Raw genomic sequence first — 17,227 nt, 5'->3', positions numbered from 1 at the left:
AACATGAAAAAACAAATTATTCATACGAACAAAGCGCCACAAGCTATCGGACCATATTCGCAAGGAGTAAAATACAATGGTTTTCTTTACACTTCAGGACAAATTCCTTTTAATGTAGAGAAAAACGAATTAGTAACATCAAGCATTCAAGACGAAGTACACCAAGTCATGAAAAACGTTATCGCTATTCTTGAAGAAGGCGGCACAACAATAGATAATGTTGTAAAAACAACAATTTTCGTAAAAGATTTAAACGATTTTAATGCCGTAAATGAAGTGTATGCTTCTTATTTCAATGATACAAATTACCCGGCGCGAGAATGTGTAGAAGTTGCTCGTTTACCCCGCGATGTAAATGTAGAAATATCTGTAATTGCGATTGCAGACTAATAAATAATTATGCTTAAAGACAAAACTGTATTAAGAAACACTATTGCTGTAATTGTAGGATTAATTGTCATCTATGCAATTCTTCAATTTGGACTTATATACAATGCGAACAGATTACATTGGGATGATAAAATTTTCCCTGAATGGCGACATGTCATCAAATACTTTTCGCACGGAGAAGGAAAAAATTTTAAAGTTCAATTCTTTGGATCAATGTTAGCAATTAGCGGAATTGCTGCTTTAGTTGGAGGTGTCATCACCGCATTACTTGTAAAAAGAGCAAAACAAGCCTACACCATGTTTGTCGGTTTTATTGTTTTAATCGTAGCATTAGGTGATGTATTATTCACACCATATCACCCAACTTGGTACGAAATTGCTATTTGTCCTGTTTTATTCTTTTCATCATGGATTGGAGGTTTAATTGTAGATTTGATTTACAAAAAGTTTTTCAAAAAACACAAACCATCAAGCCAATCTTATTAAAATTAAATTATGTCTGAAAAAGATAGAAAACCAAGAGTTGCCATTTCGATTGGCGATTATAATGGAGTTGGAATAGAAGTTATTCTAAAAACTCTACAAGAAAAAGAAATGACAGAGTTTTTTACTCCTGTTATTTTTGGCTCAACAAAACTCTTATCTTATCAAAAAGATAAATTAAAATTTGATCGAATCAATTTTCAAGGCATTCAAGATGCAAGTCAAATTGTTGACGGTAAAATAAACGTTGTTAATCTTTGGAAAGATCAAATCGATGTTCATTTTGGTAAAATAACCAAAGAAGCTGGCGAACATGCTTATCAATCTCTAAAAGCTGCAACACAATCTGTAACAGATGGCTTTACTGATGTTTTAGTAACCGCTCCTATAAACAAAGACAATATTCAGTCCGAAGATTTTAATTTTCCTGGACATACAGAATTTTTGGGTGCAGTTTGGGGAGGAAAACCCTTAATGTTTCTGGTTTCAGAAAAACTAAAAGTCGGTTTGGTTACACAACACATTCCAATAGGTGAAGTAGCAAAAAACATTCATACAAAATCTGTTTACGCTAAAATTCAACAAATTCATAAAAGTTTAGTAGAAGATTATGCAATTTCAAAACCAAAAATTGCAGTTCTTGGACTTAACCCTCACGCTGGTGATAATGGTTTGTTGGGTTCTGAAGAAAAAGAAATTATTTCTCCTGTTATCGAACGATGTATCAACGAAAATCAATTGGTCTTCGGCCCTTATTCAGCTGACAGCTTTTTTAGTCCCCATAATTTAGATGCATTTGATGCTGTTTTAGCAATGTATCACGATCAAGGTTTGGTAGCCTTCAAAACCATTAGTTTTGATGAAGGTGTAAATTATACAGCTGGATTAAAATTTGTTCGTACCTCTCCTGATCATGGAACAGCTTACGATATTGCAGGAAAAGGAATTGCAAACGAAGAATCTTTTAAAGAAGCTATTTTTACAGCAATTGAATTGTTCAAAAACCGAAACGAATATCAAGAGTTAACTAAAAATGTATTGCAACATATTCCTCTAAAACTAGAGAAAGGCGATAATAAAGAATAAAAATTTAAAATAAGTTGTAAAGAGCTATTAATTTTAAATAAATTAGATTATCTTTGCACACCTTTTTGTGGTATGGACAAGTTGAAAAATTATAATATTATATTTACAAGCTTGCCTTTTGGTAAGAGTAATTTTACGTTCGAATTATCACAATCGTTCTTTGATTTATTTGAAATTGAGCAAGATTTTGAAAATCCTACGATGATTGTATCAATCATTTTAGATAAAAAATCAACAATGCTCGAGTTAGAAATTAGCTTAAAAGGAAACATTACTGTTCCTTGCGATTTAACTGGAGAATTGTTTCAGCAAGAAATTTCGAATAATGCAGAATTAATTGTTAAATTTGGCGACGAGTTTGACGATACTGATTTTGAAATTTGGGTTATTCCTCGTGAAGAATACCAAATCAACCTTGCACAAATTCTTTATGAATTAGCAATGTTATCAGTACCAACAAAACGAATTCATCCTGATGTTTTAAATGGAGAAAGTAATTCTGAAATGATAGACTTACTTGATCAGTATAGCATTTACGAATTAGACGAAGATGCAGAAAACGATGAGGATGAGGATGACAACGATAATGGTGATGACGACGATAATGACGACATTGATCCACGTTGGGCAAAATTGAAAGATTTGAAACCTTAATTGGTTTTTATTATTAAAATAAATTATAGAAATAAAGAAAAAAAGTAGTTAGATATGGCACATCCTAAGAGAAGACAGTCGTCAACAAGAAGAGATAAACGTAGAACACACTACAAAATCGAAGCTCCTCAATTAGCAATCGATAAAACAACTGGTGAAGCACATTTATACCACAGAGCTCATTGGTCTGACGGGAAATTATACTACAAAGGAAAAGTAGTATTAGAAAAAGTACAAGAAGTTACTGAATAATATAATCTTATAAAGATTTTGAAGCTGTTTCTATAAAAGAAACAGCTTTTTTTATTTTTTTTTCAATACCTTTGAAATCGTTTTATTAAAACAAACATAAAGGTCAAATAAAAAAACCGCATTATATGGACATTAAAGACATTCAAAATTTAATTAGATTCGTATCAAAAGCAGAAGTTGCTGAAGTAAGCATCAAACAAGATGACATCGAGATTAAAATCAAAACTTTAGCAAGCGTACCTGCGCAAGTTGCGTCTCAACAATTTTATGTACCTCAAGCTCCTGTAGCACAAGCTGCAGCGCCACAAGTGCCAGCTGCTGCACCAGCAAACAACTCTACGACTCCATCAGAAGAAGAAAACAGCAATTTAATCACAGTAAAATCTCCTATGATTGGAACATTTTACCGTTCAGCTGGCCCAGGAAAAGAACCTTTCGTAGGTGTAGGTGACTCTATCGCTCCAGGTAAAGTATTATGTATTGTTGAAGCAATGAAATTATTCAACGAAATTGAATCTGAAGTTTCTGGTAAAATTGTTAAAATCTTAGTGGACGATGCAAGTCCAGTTGAGTACGATCAACCATTATTCTTAGTTGATCCAGCTTAATCAATTACATCTAAAAAATTATGTTTAAGAAGATATTAATCGCTAATAGAGGTGAAATTGCAATGCGTATTATACGTACTGCAAAAGAAATGGGAATCAAAACGGTTGCTGTTTACTCTAAAGCGGACGAAACATCTTTACACGTACGTTTCGCAGACGAAGCGGTGTGTATTGGTCCTGCTCCAAGTAAAGATTCATACCTAAAAATGGCTAACATCATCGCGGCTGCAGAAATTACAGACGCGGATGCTATTCACCCAGGTTATGGATTCTTATCTGAAAACTCTACTTTTTCTAAAATCTGTGCATCTAACGGAATAAAATTCATTGGAGCGCCTGCTGATAATATCGACCGTATGGGAGATAAGGCAAATGCTAAAGCTACAATGAAAGAAGCAGGAGTACCTGTTGTTCCTGGCTCTGACGGTTTGTTAGAAAGCTATGAACAAGCTTTAGAGGTTGCGCGCGAAATAAAATACCCTGTTATGATGAAAGCTACTGCCGGTGGTGGTGGTAAAGGGATGCGTGCAATTTGGAAAGAAGAAGATTTATTACATGCATGGGAATCTGCTCGTACAGAAGCTGCAGCAGCTTTTGGTAACGACGGTATGTACATGGAAAAATTGATTGAAGAACCTCGTCATATCGAAATTCAAGTTGCAAGTGACCAAAACGGTAAAGCTTGTCACTTATCTGAGCGTGACTGTTCTATTCAACGTCGTAACCAAAAATTAGCAGAAGAAACTCCTTCTCCTATTATGACAGACGATTTACGTAAACGTATGGGGGAAGCAGCAGTTAAAGCTTGTGAATATATCGGTTATGAAGGTGTTGGTACAATTGAGTTTTTAGTTGATAAACACGGAGACTTCTACTTTATGGAGATGAATACTCGTATCCAAGTAGAACACCCAATTACAGAACAAGTAACAGGATTCGACTTAGTTCGCGAACAAATTATGTTAGCAGCTGGTGAACCTATTTCTGGTAAAAACTATTACCCTCAAGGACATTCAATCGAATGTCGTATCAATGCAGAAGATCCATACAATGACTTCCGCCCTTCTCCAGGAAAAATTACAAATATTAACATTCCTGGTGGTAATGGTGTTCGCGTAGATACACACGTATACGCTGGATATACAATTCCACCTAACTACGATTCAATGATTGCAAAATTAATCGTAACAGCACAAACACGTGAAGAAGCAATTCAGAAAATGAAACGTGCATTAGGTGAGTTTTATATTGAAGGTATCAAAACAACAATTCCTTTCCATTTACAATTAATGGATCATCCAGATTTTGTAGCAGGAAACTATACAACGAAATTTATGGAAGATTTTCAGTTTGATGAATCTTACGCAAATTACGGAGAACTATAAAATTATAGCATTCTAAATATAAAAGTCCAGTAGATTATTCTGCTGGACTTTTTTTATGTCAATCTGACAGTTGATTTCTATTGGCTTAATTATTGAAAATATCAATCAAAATTTGTGAATAATAAATTATAATCAAGACAACTAAAAATCTAAATCTAAACAATTTGATAAGATTCAATCTCAATTGTTAATTTATAGAGAATGAATTGCTTGGATTTTCTTTTTCTTCTATTAAAAATGATTAAAATTTTATACATTTGCACTCCAAATTTAAGGTAGATGAATATTACTAAAAATACAACAGACAAATTAAACGCAGTATTAACTGTAACTGTTGACAAGGCAGATTATCAAGAGAAAGTAGTTGATGTATTGAACCAATACAGAAAAACAGCTAACATCAAAGGATTCCGTAAAGGGCAAGTTCCAATGAGTTTTGTAAAAAAACAATACGAGCAAGCTGTTATTTTTGATACAGTTAACGAAATCTTACAAAAAAGTGTTTCTGACTACATCAACACAGAAAAATTATCAATCTTAGGAAATCCAGTTCCTGTAATGAAAGAAGTTGATTGGAATGCTGATCAATTATCATTTGATTTCGAATTAGGATTAGCTCCTGAATTTGAGGTTGACTTATCTAAAGTTGAAGTTGAAAGCTACAAAGTAAAAGTTGCTGAAGACGAAATCCAAAAATATGTTGACAACTTCGCTGCTCGTTTTGGATCATTAAAATCATTAGCTGAAGCTGAAGCAGAAGCAGTATTAAAAGTAGAAGCTGCTGTAGAAGGTCAAGAAACTAAACCAACATTTATCCGTTTAGAAGAATTAAAAGATGCTTCTGCATTTATTGGTAAAAAAGTTGGTGATGTTGTAGAAGTAAATTCTAACGATATTTTTGACACTGCTGAAGAAGCTGCTCAACAATTGAACACAGAAGTTACTGAAGAAGGAACTAAAGTAACTTATACAATCAAAGAAATTAACAAAGCAGAAAAAGCAGAAGTTAACCAAGAATTATTTGATAAAGTTTATGGAGAAGGAGCTGTAGATTCAGAAGAAGCTTTCCGTAACAAAATCAAAGAAGAGTCAGAAAACATGTACAACAAAGAATCTGACAAACAAATTATCAACGATGTTGTCGCTAAATTACTAGAGACAGTTCAGTTTGATTTACCAACAGAATTTTTAACTAAATGGTTAATTTCTTCTAACGAAAATGTAACTTCTGAAGAGCAAGCAAAAGAAGAATTGGCTAAAATGGACAAAGGTTTACGTTACCAATTAATCGAAGCTAAAATTGCTGAATTGAATAATGTTGAAGTAAATGCTGAAGAAGTAAAAGAAGCTGCTTTTGCTGCGATCAAAGATCAATTAAAAATGTACGGTCAAAATTCTATTCCAGAAGATACATTACAACAAATTGCAATGTCTGCTTTACAAAATCAGGAAGAATACAACCGTTTATCATACCAAGTGTTTACAGACAAAATGTTAGACATCTTTAAAAACAATGTAAAATTGAACGAAAAAGAAGTAACATTTGACGAGTTTGTTGACATCATTACTGAAAAAAATAAAGAATTGGCAGAAGCTTAATCACTTCTAAAAAATTCTTTATACCTTTCATTTAAAATCTAAATTGAATAATGAAAAACGTAGGAGAAGAATTTAAAAAATATGCGCTGTTAGACAAAGGAATTAGCTCTTTACATATGGAGAGTTATATCCAAAACACAACGCCTTACATTGTTGAAGAAAGAAAATTGAACGTTGCACAAATGGACGTTTTCTCTCGATTGATGATGGATAGAATTATCTTTTTAGGAACAGGAATCGATGATCAAATTGCAAACATCATTCAAGCGCAATTATTGTTCTTAGAAAGTGTAGATGCCACAAAAGACATTCAAATTTATGTTAACTCACCAGGTGGTGGTGTATATGCAGGATTAGGGATTTACGACACGATGCAGTTGGTAAAACCTGATGTTGCGACAATTTGTACAGGTATGGCCGCTTCTATGGGAGCAGTTCTATTATGTGCAGGAGCAGCAGGAAAACGTTCGGCTCTAAAACACTCTCGCGTGATGATTCACCAACCATTAGGTGGTGCTCAAGGTCAAGCAACTGATATGGAAATCACATTGAAAGAAATCTTGAAATTGAAAAAAGAATTATACGACATTCTTGCAACCCATTCTGGTCAAACTTTCGAGCAAATCGAAAAAGATGGTGAACGTGATTACTGGATGACTTCTATAGAAGCAAAAGAATATGGAATGATTGACGAAGTTTTGTTACCTCGAAAGTAAAATTCTAATTCAAACATTATAACAAAAAAGGATTCTAATTATTTAGAATCCTTTTTTATTTTCTACAAGTAAAAACGTAGTAAATCAATAGAAATGAGTAAAAAACAACAGTTATAAAAAGCAGATTATAAAGCCCTATATAAACATACTTAAAAACATCTACAAATTAACAAAGAAATATTTTCTATCTAAAACAAAATAAGTACCTTTGCAGCTTAATTAAGTATAAAAAATTGGAAGAAAATAAGTGCTCTTTTTGCGGAAAAAGCAGAAACGAAGTAAATATTTTAGTGTCTGGAATTGACGGTAATATTTGTGATAATTGTATTGAGCAAGCGCATGGTATTGTTTTAGAAGAATCGAAATTTAATGCAAATAACGATTTGATAAAACCTCTAACTTTAAAATCACCTAAAGAAATTAAGGAGTTTTTAGATGATTATGTGATTGGTCAAGATCAGGCAAAAAAAATATTGTCTGTTGCAGTTTACAATCACTATAAAAGAATATTACTGGACAAAGATAATGATGTTGAGATTGACAAATCGAACGTTATTTTAGTTGGAGAAACTGGAAGTGGAAAAACATTATTAGCAAAAACAATTGCTAAATTATTAAATGTACCATTTGCAATTGTTGATGCAACTGTATTGACAGAAGCAGGATATGTAGGAGAAGATGTAGAAAGTATTTTAACTAGACTTTTACAAGCTGCAGATTACAATTTAGAACTTGCTGAAAAAGGGATCGTTTTTATCGACGAAGTAGATAAAATAGCACGAAAAAGCGATAATCCTTCTATTACTAGAGACGTTTCTGGAGAAGGCGTTCAACAAGCTTTACTTAAAATTCTGGAAGGAACTGTGGTTAATGTTCCACCAAAAGGAGGACGTAAACACCCTGACCAAAAATTTATAGAAGTTAATACAAAAGATATTTTATTTATAGCTGGAGGTGCTTTTTCTGGAATTGAAAAACACATTGCAGATCGTTTGAAAAAACATGTAATTGGTTTTAAAAACGACGATCAAAAAGAAGTCGAAAATCTTTTGGACGAAGTAAACGCACAAGATTTGAAAAACTTTGGTATTATTCCAGAATTAATTGGACGTTTGCCTATTATTACTTATCTTAAAGCGTTAGATAAAGAAGCGATGAGAGCTATTTTGACTGAACCAAAAAACTCGCTTATCAAACAATATACAAAGCTATTTGCCTTAGATGAAAAAGAGCTTATAGTGACGGACGAAACCCTAAATAAAATTGTAGACCGTGCCAATGAATTGGGTTTAGGAGCTCGTGGATTACGAGCAGTTACGGAAGAAATTTTTACAGACTTAATGTATAACATTAAAGATTTACCAGAGAAGGTTATAATATAATTAATTGTATAGTAACTTTTTAATAAAAGTTTTGTTTATATTTGTATTGATTTTAATAAAATTTAAAGGATACCTAACCAAAAATAACATAATATATGAAAAAGAATCTACTTGCTTTATTTGCATTAAGTGCAATGTATAGTGCTTCTGCGCAAGATACCTATATTAAAGATGCAGTTGTTGTTAAAGTAAATCCAAATACACTTTTCTACAATGGTGGAAATGTAAATGTTACAACTGATGCTACAGCAGGAACTACAGAAAAAATAATCAACGAAGGAAACATTCAAGTTAGAGGTAATTTTAATAACCAAAATACTATTGGTAAAAACTTCGTCAATAAGTACAATACTAGTACGGAATATGGTCAATTAATAATTGATCAAGCATCTTCTGTTTCTGGACAATTAGCAATCGAAAGATCTAATATCAATCAATCTCTAAATGATTATTACCCATTTGGTTTACCTTATCAAGATGATAAAATTGAAAATATAATTAATAATATTACTTCTAACTCTTCTGCATTTAGAGGAGAGTGTGCTGTAAATTCGAACTGTGGAACTAACAGATATAACCAAACGATACTTGCTTGGGATGTTAAAGAAACAGAATATGATAATGTTCCTAAAGGAACAGATGTAGTTGCTGGTGCTAACTACACTATTAATACAATGAATGGTGCCTTTAAAAGTTTTCTTGAAGGAATATCAGCTTCAAATAAATTCGCTACTTACGGTAAGCCAAATAACAAAGCTGTAACATTAAACAATGTCGAAAGTGGAATTGTAAATAAAACTAAAGAACAGTTTTCTGAATTAACTTGGGGTAATTGGAAAAATCTTAGAAATAATTATAACGAGGAGTTCGTATCATACTTAGGAAATAATGCTCCTGATACAAATTCTCGCTATGGAAAGAATTTACATCGTTTTTCAAATCCATTTACATCAAATTTGGATTTAAGTGATGTATCTATTGCTAATTCTTGGATAAAATTTGTTGTTAATGGAGCGATTAAAGGTCCTACTGAAACTTTTGAACCTACTACAATTAAATTCAGAATACATAAATTAGCTAATAATTACTCTGTTAACTGGGATGATCAAACAGGTGGAAGTAATACTAACACGACTAGAATTACTGCTTATTTACAAAAATCTGAAACTGGAGCTAATCCATATTTTTGGGCAGGAAATCCTGACGCTTTAATAGTTAAACCATTTGAGTACTTCGAAATTGATTACTATACAATGCTTAAAGCTAATAATGGTGGTAGTAATATCGTTACAGCAAATTTTAATATAACGGATAGACAAAAAACTTTTATTTATGACTTTACAAATGGAAGCACTTCAGGCCTTTATGCTAGATCGAGTAACGACACAAGTAGTTATAATTTACTAGAAGATACAAGCTTACAAAGTAAAGGTTTAATTGCAGGTAATGATTTTACTCAGTTAGAATTATTTTTATTGGAAGATAATTCAATACTTGGAGATGCTGCTTATTTAGTGAACTCAAATTTTTATACTACAGGGAATTCAGTAAATGAATCTATTTCAAAAAATCCAATATTCATTTTTGAAGAAAAAAATGATGGAACTATTGTAACTAACTCACAAACTTTATTGAACCAATTTAACTCGCTAGATTATATAGGAAAACCAATCGGTATTGGATTTAATAATTTAATTGAAGGGCATAACTATACGATCAATTTAAGATTATTTGAACAATCAATTTTAAATAGAGTGGATAACTTTTCTGTCGGTAAATACTATTTATTAGATAAATCTAAAAATAATGTTGTTGAAGTAGATGCTAATACTCAGATAAAATTTGTTGCAAATCCTAACATAAATGATCAATTTGAGCTTTATTGGAATGAAGCTCCTCTAGTTTTGGGAACTGATGATTTAAATAAAAATAATGCAACTTATATTTATAAAGATAAGACGAACAAATACGTTCGTTTTGAGGATAAAAATACAAATGCCAAGATTGAAATTTATGATATAACAGGAAGATTAATTTCTCGTAATGTAGATATTTCTACTAACTCAGATTACAAATTAAATCTTACTACAGGAGTACATGTAGTAGTTATTACATATAAAGATGGAAAAGTTGTATCTCAAAAAACAATTAATTAATAAACCGCTAACCTTATGAAAAATTTTAGATTACTACTAACCTTATTTATATTTAATGTATTTGCTCTAACAACATATGCTCAAGGGTGCGATCCTCTAGATCCAGATTGTGGTCCACCACCTCCAGATACAAATACTCCTGGAAATCCAGCAACTCCAATCGATGAGTATACAATTTATTTAATTGGATTTGCAATTGCAGTAGCTGTTGTATATTTCGCTATGAACAAATACAAAAAATCTTTGATTTAATTAATAATAATCATACTTTTAAACCTCAATCAAATGATTGAGGTTTTTTTATATCACAAAAAATTATGAAAAATAAATTTTTAATTCCTCTTATTGTTTTAGGAAGCTCTGTTTTTGGACAGTTTACAATTTCTGGTCAATTAGAAAATTACGCCAATAAACCAGTTTTAGTAAAGGTTTACGAAAATGCTGAATTGAAATTAATCAACAATTCCAAAACTGACAACAATGGTAATTTCACTGCAAAAGTACCATCAAAATACAATGGTTTTGTACGTATCAATTTACCAACAGGAGAAAATTTATCGTTACTGACAGATAACAAAGATTTGAAATTTAAAACAGTTACAGGTCAAGAAATAAATTCTAAACTTCAAGTTATTGAAGGTAGTGCACAAAATGAATATAATAAAGTTTTGGCGTTACAACCATTAAACGAAATTCAAAATCAAGTTTTTCCATATTTAATGCGAATGTATAAACCTACGGATGAGTTTTACATGGCAATGGTAAAAGAAGATAAACGAATCAATGATTTAAAAAGAAGTGAAAAATTTTCTGATTTAGTCACTTATATAAATGAGTTAAATGATCTAAAGCAACAAGCACAAAATAATAGAAATGCTTCGACTGTAGAATCGATTCTGAATCATTTTTCAAATGATGATCATCGCTTAGAGCAATCTGGGATGTTCAATGATTTGATTTTTGCTTATATCAATACGAAACTATCAACTGCAGGCAACCAAAATATCGAAGATAATTTGATTGCTGCGACAGATGAAATCTTAGAAAAAACAAATATTGAAACTACAAGAGGTCAAAATGTTTTGACGGCAATTCTAAAATTTGTTCCAAAAAAAGAATATGTTAATTTTCATCAAAAATATGGTGAAAAAATAAATGGACTAAAAGGAAAAGTTACAGATCAATTAAAGAAGATAGCTGGTGTTAGTTTAATACAAGTTGGTCAACAGGTTCCAAATATCACATTTGATAAAGCTGTAAAGGGAAAGAAATCATTGTATGATATTAAAACCAATCAAAAACTAATTGTATTTTGGGCGTCTTGGTGTCCTGCTTGTCAACAAGAGGTTCCTCATATTAAAGAGTTTTACAAAGACTTTAAAGCAAAAGGTGGTGAAATAGTTGCAATCTCTTTAGACTATGATCAAAATGCCTTTGAAAGTGCTACAAAAGATTTCTCGTGGTACAATTATTCTGATCTCTTGAGATGGGATTCACCAATTGCTGCAGAATTTGGAATTGAATCTACTCCTACTTTATTATTAATTGATAAAGACAATAAATTAATCAAAAAAGTAAGTCATATTTCTGAATTAGAAGTATCGAAATAATCACAACTAAAAAAGCTACATTCTAAGAATGTAGCTTTTTTAATCTATATGTTTTTATATAAATCCTTGACTGTTCTTATAATGAATAATTAAGAAGATTCCTATCAAAATAGTGAATCCCCATAAGGAACTTCCCCCATAACTAAAGAATGGTAAGGGAATTCCAACTGTTGGGAAAAGTCCGATTACCATCGAAATATTGATAAAAAAGTGAAAGAATAAAATTGACGCAACCGAGTATCCATAAAATCGTGCAAACTTATTCTTTTGATTTTCGGCTAAGAAAAATAATCGTCCCACAAAAATGGCATAGACAATAACCAAAGCTGTACTTCCTATAAAGCCCCACTCCTCGCCTACTGCGGTAAAAATATAATCTGTTTGTTGTTCAGGCACAAATCTTCCTTTCTTAATCGTTCCTTGATTATATCCTTTTCCATATAATTCTCCCGAACCGATTGCTGTTTTTGCATACAATAAGTTATATCCAGAAGTATCGCGGTATTTTGCTTCTCCTTCGTATAAAACCATTACACGCTCTTTTTGGTGTTTTGGTAATTTTTCGAAAATAATAGGTGAAATAAAACTAACCGTACTTGCAAATAATAATAAAACAATCGAAACAATAATACTAAAATTCAACACGTTTGCAGACAACCCATTTTGAGTTTTGAAAGGTGAATTATTCATTTCCTTTTGTTCGGTTAACTTCAAAATTAACACAGGAATTATCGATATTGCAAAACCAATTAATCCAAAGAAAACAGTGTTAAAAAAGATTGGTTCCGAGAAAAATAAAGCACGCATAGGAAAAAGATGTCCAAAAGATTCTCTCGTTGATTCGGATAAATCTTCGACCAAATAACAAATTCCTATCAATAATAGAAAGAAAATCGATAGTCCTATTAATATCCCATGCATCGCATCAATTACATTTTGATTGTAATTGAAAGCCAAAATTAATAGTGCAATTGTAAGAATTATAAATCCTAAAATTAATAAAACATAAAAAGGAATTTGTACAATTGATATAAGGAAAATAACCAATAAAATGATGGGTGCGATAATAATCCATGGGTTTAATCCTTCTCGATACAACGCAATACTAAACGAACAGAAAATAATCACTGATCCTAAATCGGGTTGCAACAGAATCAAAGCTACTGGAATTGCAATAACAAGCAAGACTTTCCCTACAAAACTGATATCCTTTAAATTGGCATTAGAATGGTTAATAAAATTAGCGATTAATAGAGCTGTACCAATTTTTGCAAACTCAGCGGGTTGCAAACTCAACGGACCAAAACGGTACCAAGCTTTTGCTCCATTAATTTCTTTACCAACAATCAAAACCCCTACCAAGAGGATTAAGGAGACAATATAAAAAACGGGACTATAAATTTCGAAAAAATTACGATTGTTTCCACTCGCAATGATCAAACATAAAATCATGACCATCCCAAGTCCAAACCAAATTAGCTGTTTTTCACCTAAATCTGGATTGACACTGTAAACGTTCATAATTCCGAAGGTTACTATTAGAAACCCAAGGATCAAAACGGTCCAATCAATTCCTTTTAGTAATCTGTTTTGACTCATTTTTAAATTTTGTTGAATCTTTATTTGTTCTTAATTCACCAGCTTTCGTTCCTAAAGAATCTTTTTTCACTGGTTCAATATATAATCCTTTTCTTTTTAAATAATCTATCCATTGACGACGGTATTCACCTTGTAAGTTACCATTTTTCATTCGTTCTAATAAAGGTGTACGTTTAATCGTATCTGTAAGATATAATTCTGCCACTAAACTCGTCATCGGACCTGCCCAAGTTGCTCCATAATGTCCATTTTCAACAATTGCAGCTACGGCAATTTTAGGTTTATCAGCAGGTGCAAAAAGAATAAACAAAGAGTGATCTTGTCCCTGCGAGTTTTGTGCCGTTCCCGTTTTTCCATATTGAACAAAACTACTTGTTTCAAAGCCACGAGCTGTTCCTATTGTGAAAACATTTCGCATTCCCCTATGAATGATATCAAAATATTTCGGATCAACTAACGTATTTTTCTTTACTATGTAAGTAGAATCTTTCAGAGGTTTTCCATCAATTCTACGCACAATATGTGGGGTATAAAAATATCCTTTATTCGCAATTGCAGCTGTAAAATTTGCCATTTGCAAAGGCGTTGTATTGATATCTCCTTGTCCCATACCGTTAAAAATAATTCGATAAGGATTCCAAACCCCTTCTCCAAAGCGAGAGTCATAAAAATCTTCCGTTGGAATAAGACCTTTACTACCTACTGGTAAATCAGTTCCCATGAATTTACCAAGTCCAAAACTATTCATAATCGCTGCCCATTCATTCATTCCAACGCCATAATTATTGGGATCTTTCTTGACAATATCTCGATAAGCTTCAGAAAAATAATTGTTACAAGATTTTCCTATTGCCCGTTCTAAACCTTGTGGTGCATAATACATTCCACAGTGACAACCAATATGCATACGTCCGTATCGATAACCGTGCTTACAAACATAAGTCGTTTGCTCTGTCATGGTCCCCATTTGCATTCCTGCTAAAGCAGTCAAAACTTTAAACGTAGAACCTGGCGGATATGATCCTTGTAAAGCTCTATCATAGGTAGGACGAGAAATTGAGTCATTGATTAAAGCATTTCTTAATTTAGAATTCAAAAAATCATTTGGATTAATGGTAGGCGCTGAAGCTAAAGCTAAAATTTCTCCATTCGTAGGATCAATTGCAACCACAGCTCCTCGTTTATTTTTGAGCATTTGTTCTGCTAATTCTTGTAAGCGAAAATCGATAGTTAAGTTTACTGTTTTACCACTTTTTACTGCACGATCGTAATCTCCATTTTTATAAGGTCCAACAACATTCATTGTTCGATCTACAATCCAGTTTTTCACACCTTTTACACCACGCAAATCTTTTTCATACGATTTTTCAACACCTGCAATTCCTACTAAATCACCTGGTTGATAATATGTAGAATCGGTTTTAATGTACGATTGATTCGCTTCGTTTATATAGCCCAATATATTTCCCGCAGAATTTACCATGTATTTACGTTCGGGACGTTTGATGATACTAAATGCCGGATATAAGTACAATTGTTCTTGCATTCGAGCAAAATTTTCGCGCGAAATATTTTTTAGAAAAGGATATGGAGATAATTTTTTATAATCTTTGGCTGAAGTGATTTTAGTTAAAATCGAGTCGAATTGTTTGGTTGAAATACCAACCATTTTAGAGAATTTTGCTTTATCAAAATCATTTATAACTTCTCCATCTTTGTCCACAACTTTGGCTGGAATAACATCTAATTCGTACGAATAAGTGTTACTCACCAATAATTTTCCGTTACGATCAAGGATATCACCACGATTAGGATATACAATTTCTTGCTTGATAGATGTATTAAACGCATTCAGCGTATACCGATCTGTAAACAATTGCAAATACGCTAAACGTCCTATAAATAGTACAACTATAAACAGGATTAACGCATAAACAACCATCAACTTTTTCATACTCCAACTTTATTTTTAAATAAAATTTTATAAATGAAAACAAACACAAAAGTTATTCCCGAATTAATTAAAGCTTTTAGCATCAAAGATCCGATTCCAGATGGTTTAAAGTTTTCTAAAAGTAATAGAACAACGTGATGAGCAAGTATCAAAATAACCAAATAAAACAACCATTGTGCAAAACTAAACGAACTGAAAGAGAAAAATTCCATCTCATAATCTTGTTTTCCTGCCAACAGCTTAATAATTGGATTACGTAAAAAAGCTATAAAAGTTAAAGCAAATGCATGTATTCCACCTGTATACTCGAAAATATCTATCATTAATCCCAATAAGAAAGATAACATCAATAATGCATATTTGTTTTGAGATGGTGGATAAAATAACACAAAAACAATATAGATATATGGTTGATAGCTTCCTAAAAAGTTGATATGATTGAAGACAAAAACTTGCAGTAAAGCTAAAATTATAATCTTGATAATGTTGATTAAAAAATCTTTATTGAACATTCTGTGTGTTTGTTAAAGTATCTGATTTTTCGACTTGTTGAATTTCAACTTTATTCAGGTTAGTTACCACATAGGCTTGAGCTAAATTAGCGAAATCTTGTTTCAATCTTACTTGAACTTTCATTTCACCCGTTTCGTCAATTCCTTTGCTTACAACTTTTCCTATAATAATTCCTTCTGGGAAAACAGGCGATTTACCGTCTGTTTCGATTGTATCTCCTTTTTTGACTTCGATGTATTTTGGAATTTCATATAACTGAACAAAACGAGGATCTTTCCCATCCCATTTCACTGTCCCAAAATATTGATTGCCTTTGATACGGGCATTGATATTGATGTCTTTGTTTAATAAAGATATTGCACGAGAATAATTTTTCCCCGCATAGGTTACAATACCAATTACACCATTATTTGTAATAATACCATCCCCTTTTTCAATTCCATCATTTGTTCCTTTATCAATAGTCAAAAGGTTTTGTGTTTTGATGATAGAATTATTTACAATTTCTGTAGGTACAAAAGAATATGTTTGGTGATAACCTAAAGTATCTGATTTATAAAACTTTTTTGTTTTCGCATCTTTAATACCTAAATGCACTAATTGCTCGCGCAAGAACGCATTTTCATCCATCAAATCTTTATTTGTTTGTGGTAATTGAACGAAGTTTGTCACCTTCGCAATTTTATCATTTACATAACCTGTAAAAGATGTACTTGCAGAGGCGAGTATAGTTTCGTGATAAATATTTTTCTTAAAGACAAGAAACAATGCAATTAACTCTAAAAAGACAAAAATTAATAGCATTCCATTTCTTCTAATCACATTCAGAATATATTGCAT

At 31.9% G+C, this 17,227-nt stretch carries 17 protein-coding genes; 13 read left to right on the top strand and 4 right to left on the bottom strand.

Going from position 1 to position 17,227, the window contains the following annotated elements; all coding sequences use genetic code 11:
• The first annotated feature begins 3 nt into the window (after positions 1–3).
• The 13 genes from NZD85_RS13390 to NZD85_RS13330 all read left to right on the top strand — a co-directional run bounded on the left by NZD85_RS13390 (position 4) and on the right by NZD85_RS13330 (position 12,321).
• Entirely contained in the window at positions 4–390 is a 387-nt protein-coding gene (locus NZD85_RS13390; protein ID WP_171622397.1) for a RidA family protein, read from the top strand.
• Positions 391–399: 9 nt separating this feature from the next.
• Positions 400–876, top strand: a complete 477-nt coding sequence (locus NZD85_RS13385; protein ID WP_171622396.1) for a hypothetical protein — start codon at positions 400–402, stop codon at positions 874–876.
• 9 nt (positions 877–885) lie between these two features.
• The gene (gene pdxA, locus NZD85_RS13380) at positions 886–1,959 is read left to right on the top strand and encodes a 4-hydroxythreonine-4-phosphate dehydrogenase PdxA (RefSeq protein ID WP_171622395.1); all 1,074 of its coding nucleotides are present in this window, start codon (positions 886–888) and stop codon (positions 1,957–1,959) included.
• Between the two features lie 72 nt (positions 1,960–2,031).
• Positions 2,032–2,613, top strand: coding sequence for a YceD family protein (locus NZD85_RS13375; RefSeq protein ID WP_260542317.1), 582 nt, complete (start codon positions 2,032–2,034; stop codon positions 2,611–2,613).
• Positions 2,614–2,667: 54 nt separating this feature from the next.
• Entirely contained in the window at positions 2,668–2,865 is a 198-nt protein-coding gene (gene rpmF / locus NZD85_RS13370) for a 50S ribosomal protein L32 (protein ID WP_019975824.1), read from the top strand.
• A gap of 125 nt (positions 2,866–2,990) precedes the next feature.
• The gene (gene accB / locus NZD85_RS13365) at positions 2,991–3,473 is read left to right on the top strand and encodes an acetyl-CoA carboxylase biotin carboxyl carrier protein (RefSeq protein WP_260542314.1); all 483 of its coding nucleotides are present in this window, start codon (positions 2,991–2,993) and stop codon (positions 3,471–3,473) included.
• 20 nt (positions 3,474–3,493) lie between these two features.
• The gene (gene accC / locus NZD85_RS13360) at positions 3,494–4,858 is read left to right on the top strand and encodes an acetyl-CoA carboxylase biotin carboxylase subunit (RefSeq protein WP_171622392.1); all 1,365 of its coding nucleotides are present in this window, start codon (positions 3,494–3,496) and stop codon (positions 4,856–4,858) included.
• Between the two features lie 279 nt (positions 4,859–5,137).
• Positions 5,138–6,457 carry a trigger factor gene (locus NZD85_RS13355; RefSeq protein WP_260542312.1) on the top strand — a complete coding sequence of 440 codons (1,320 nt, stop codon included), beginning with the start codon at positions 5,138–5,140 and terminating at the stop codon, positions 6,455–6,457.
• A gap of 50 nt (positions 6,458–6,507) precedes the next feature.
• Entirely contained in the window at positions 6,508–7,173 is a 666-nt protein-coding gene (gene clpP / locus NZD85_RS13350) for an ATP-dependent Clp endopeptidase proteolytic subunit ClpP (protein ID WP_171622390.1), read from the top strand.
• A gap of 233 nt (positions 7,174–7,406) precedes the next feature.
• The gene (clpX, locus tag NZD85_RS13345; RefSeq protein WP_171622389.1) at positions 7,407–8,555 is read left to right on the top strand and encodes an ATP-dependent Clp protease ATP-binding subunit ClpX; all 1,149 of its coding nucleotides are present in this window, start codon (positions 7,407–7,409) and stop codon (positions 8,553–8,555) included.
• Between the two features lie 95 nt (positions 8,556–8,650).
• Positions 8,651–10,711, top strand: a complete 2,061-nt coding sequence (locus tag NZD85_RS13340) for a T9SS type A sorting domain-containing protein (RefSeq protein ID WP_260542310.1) — start codon at positions 8,651–8,653, stop codon at positions 10,709–10,711.
• 15 nt (positions 10,712–10,726) lie between these two features.
• A complete protein-coding gene (locus tag NZD85_RS13335) occupies positions 10,727–10,963 on the top strand; it encodes a hypothetical protein (RefSeq protein ID WP_225542284.1) in 237 nt (78 codons plus the stop codon).
• Positions 10,964–11,028: 65 nt separating this feature from the next.
• Positions 11,029–12,321, top strand: a complete 1,293-nt coding sequence (locus NZD85_RS13330; RefSeq protein WP_260542306.1) for a TlpA disulfide reductase family protein — start codon at positions 11,029–11,031, stop codon at positions 12,319–12,321.
• A 54-nt stretch (positions 12,322–12,375) separates the two neighbouring features.
• Here NZD85_RS13330 and rodA read toward each other — a convergent pair whose 3' ends face one another.
• Genes rodA through mreC form a run of 4 tightly spaced genes read right to left on the bottom strand, consistent with a single transcriptional unit; the run spans position 12,376 to position 17,227 of the window.
• Positions 12,376–13,920 (bottom strand): rod shape-determining protein RodA, encoded by a 1,545-nt coding sequence (gene rodA / locus NZD85_RS13325; protein WP_225540040.1) that lies wholly within the window; start codon positions 13,918–13,920, stop codon positions 12,376–12,378.
• Positions 13,889–15,874 carry a penicillin-binding protein 2 gene (gene mrdA / locus NZD85_RS13320; RefSeq protein ID WP_260542304.1) on the bottom strand — a complete coding sequence of 662 codons (1,986 nt, stop codon included), beginning with the start codon at positions 15,872–15,874 and terminating at the stop codon, positions 13,889–13,891. The genes rodA and mrdA overlap by 32 nt, the downstream gene beginning before the upstream one ends.
• Entirely contained in the window at positions 15,871–16,386 is a 516-nt protein-coding gene (gene mreD, locus NZD85_RS13315; protein ID WP_260542303.1) for a rod shape-determining protein MreD, read from the bottom strand. The genes mrdA and mreD overlap by 4 nt, the downstream gene beginning before the upstream one ends.
• Positions 16,376–17,227 carry a rod shape-determining protein MreC gene (gene mreC / locus NZD85_RS13310; RefSeq protein ID WP_260542302.1) on the bottom strand — a complete coding sequence of 284 codons (852 nt, stop codon included), beginning with the start codon at positions 17,225–17,227 and terminating at the stop codon, positions 16,376–16,378. The genes mreD and mreC overlap by 11 nt, the downstream gene beginning before the upstream one ends.

The sequence above is a fragment of the Empedobacter stercoris genome (genome assembly GCF_025244765.1).
In the GTDB taxonomy this organism is placed as follows: domain Bacteria; phylum Bacteroidota; class Bacteroidia; order Flavobacteriales; family Weeksellaceae; genus Empedobacter; species Empedobacter stercoris.
Note: the sequence above shows the minus strand (reverse complement) of the source record. Positions and strands in the feature narration are given on the sequence as shown.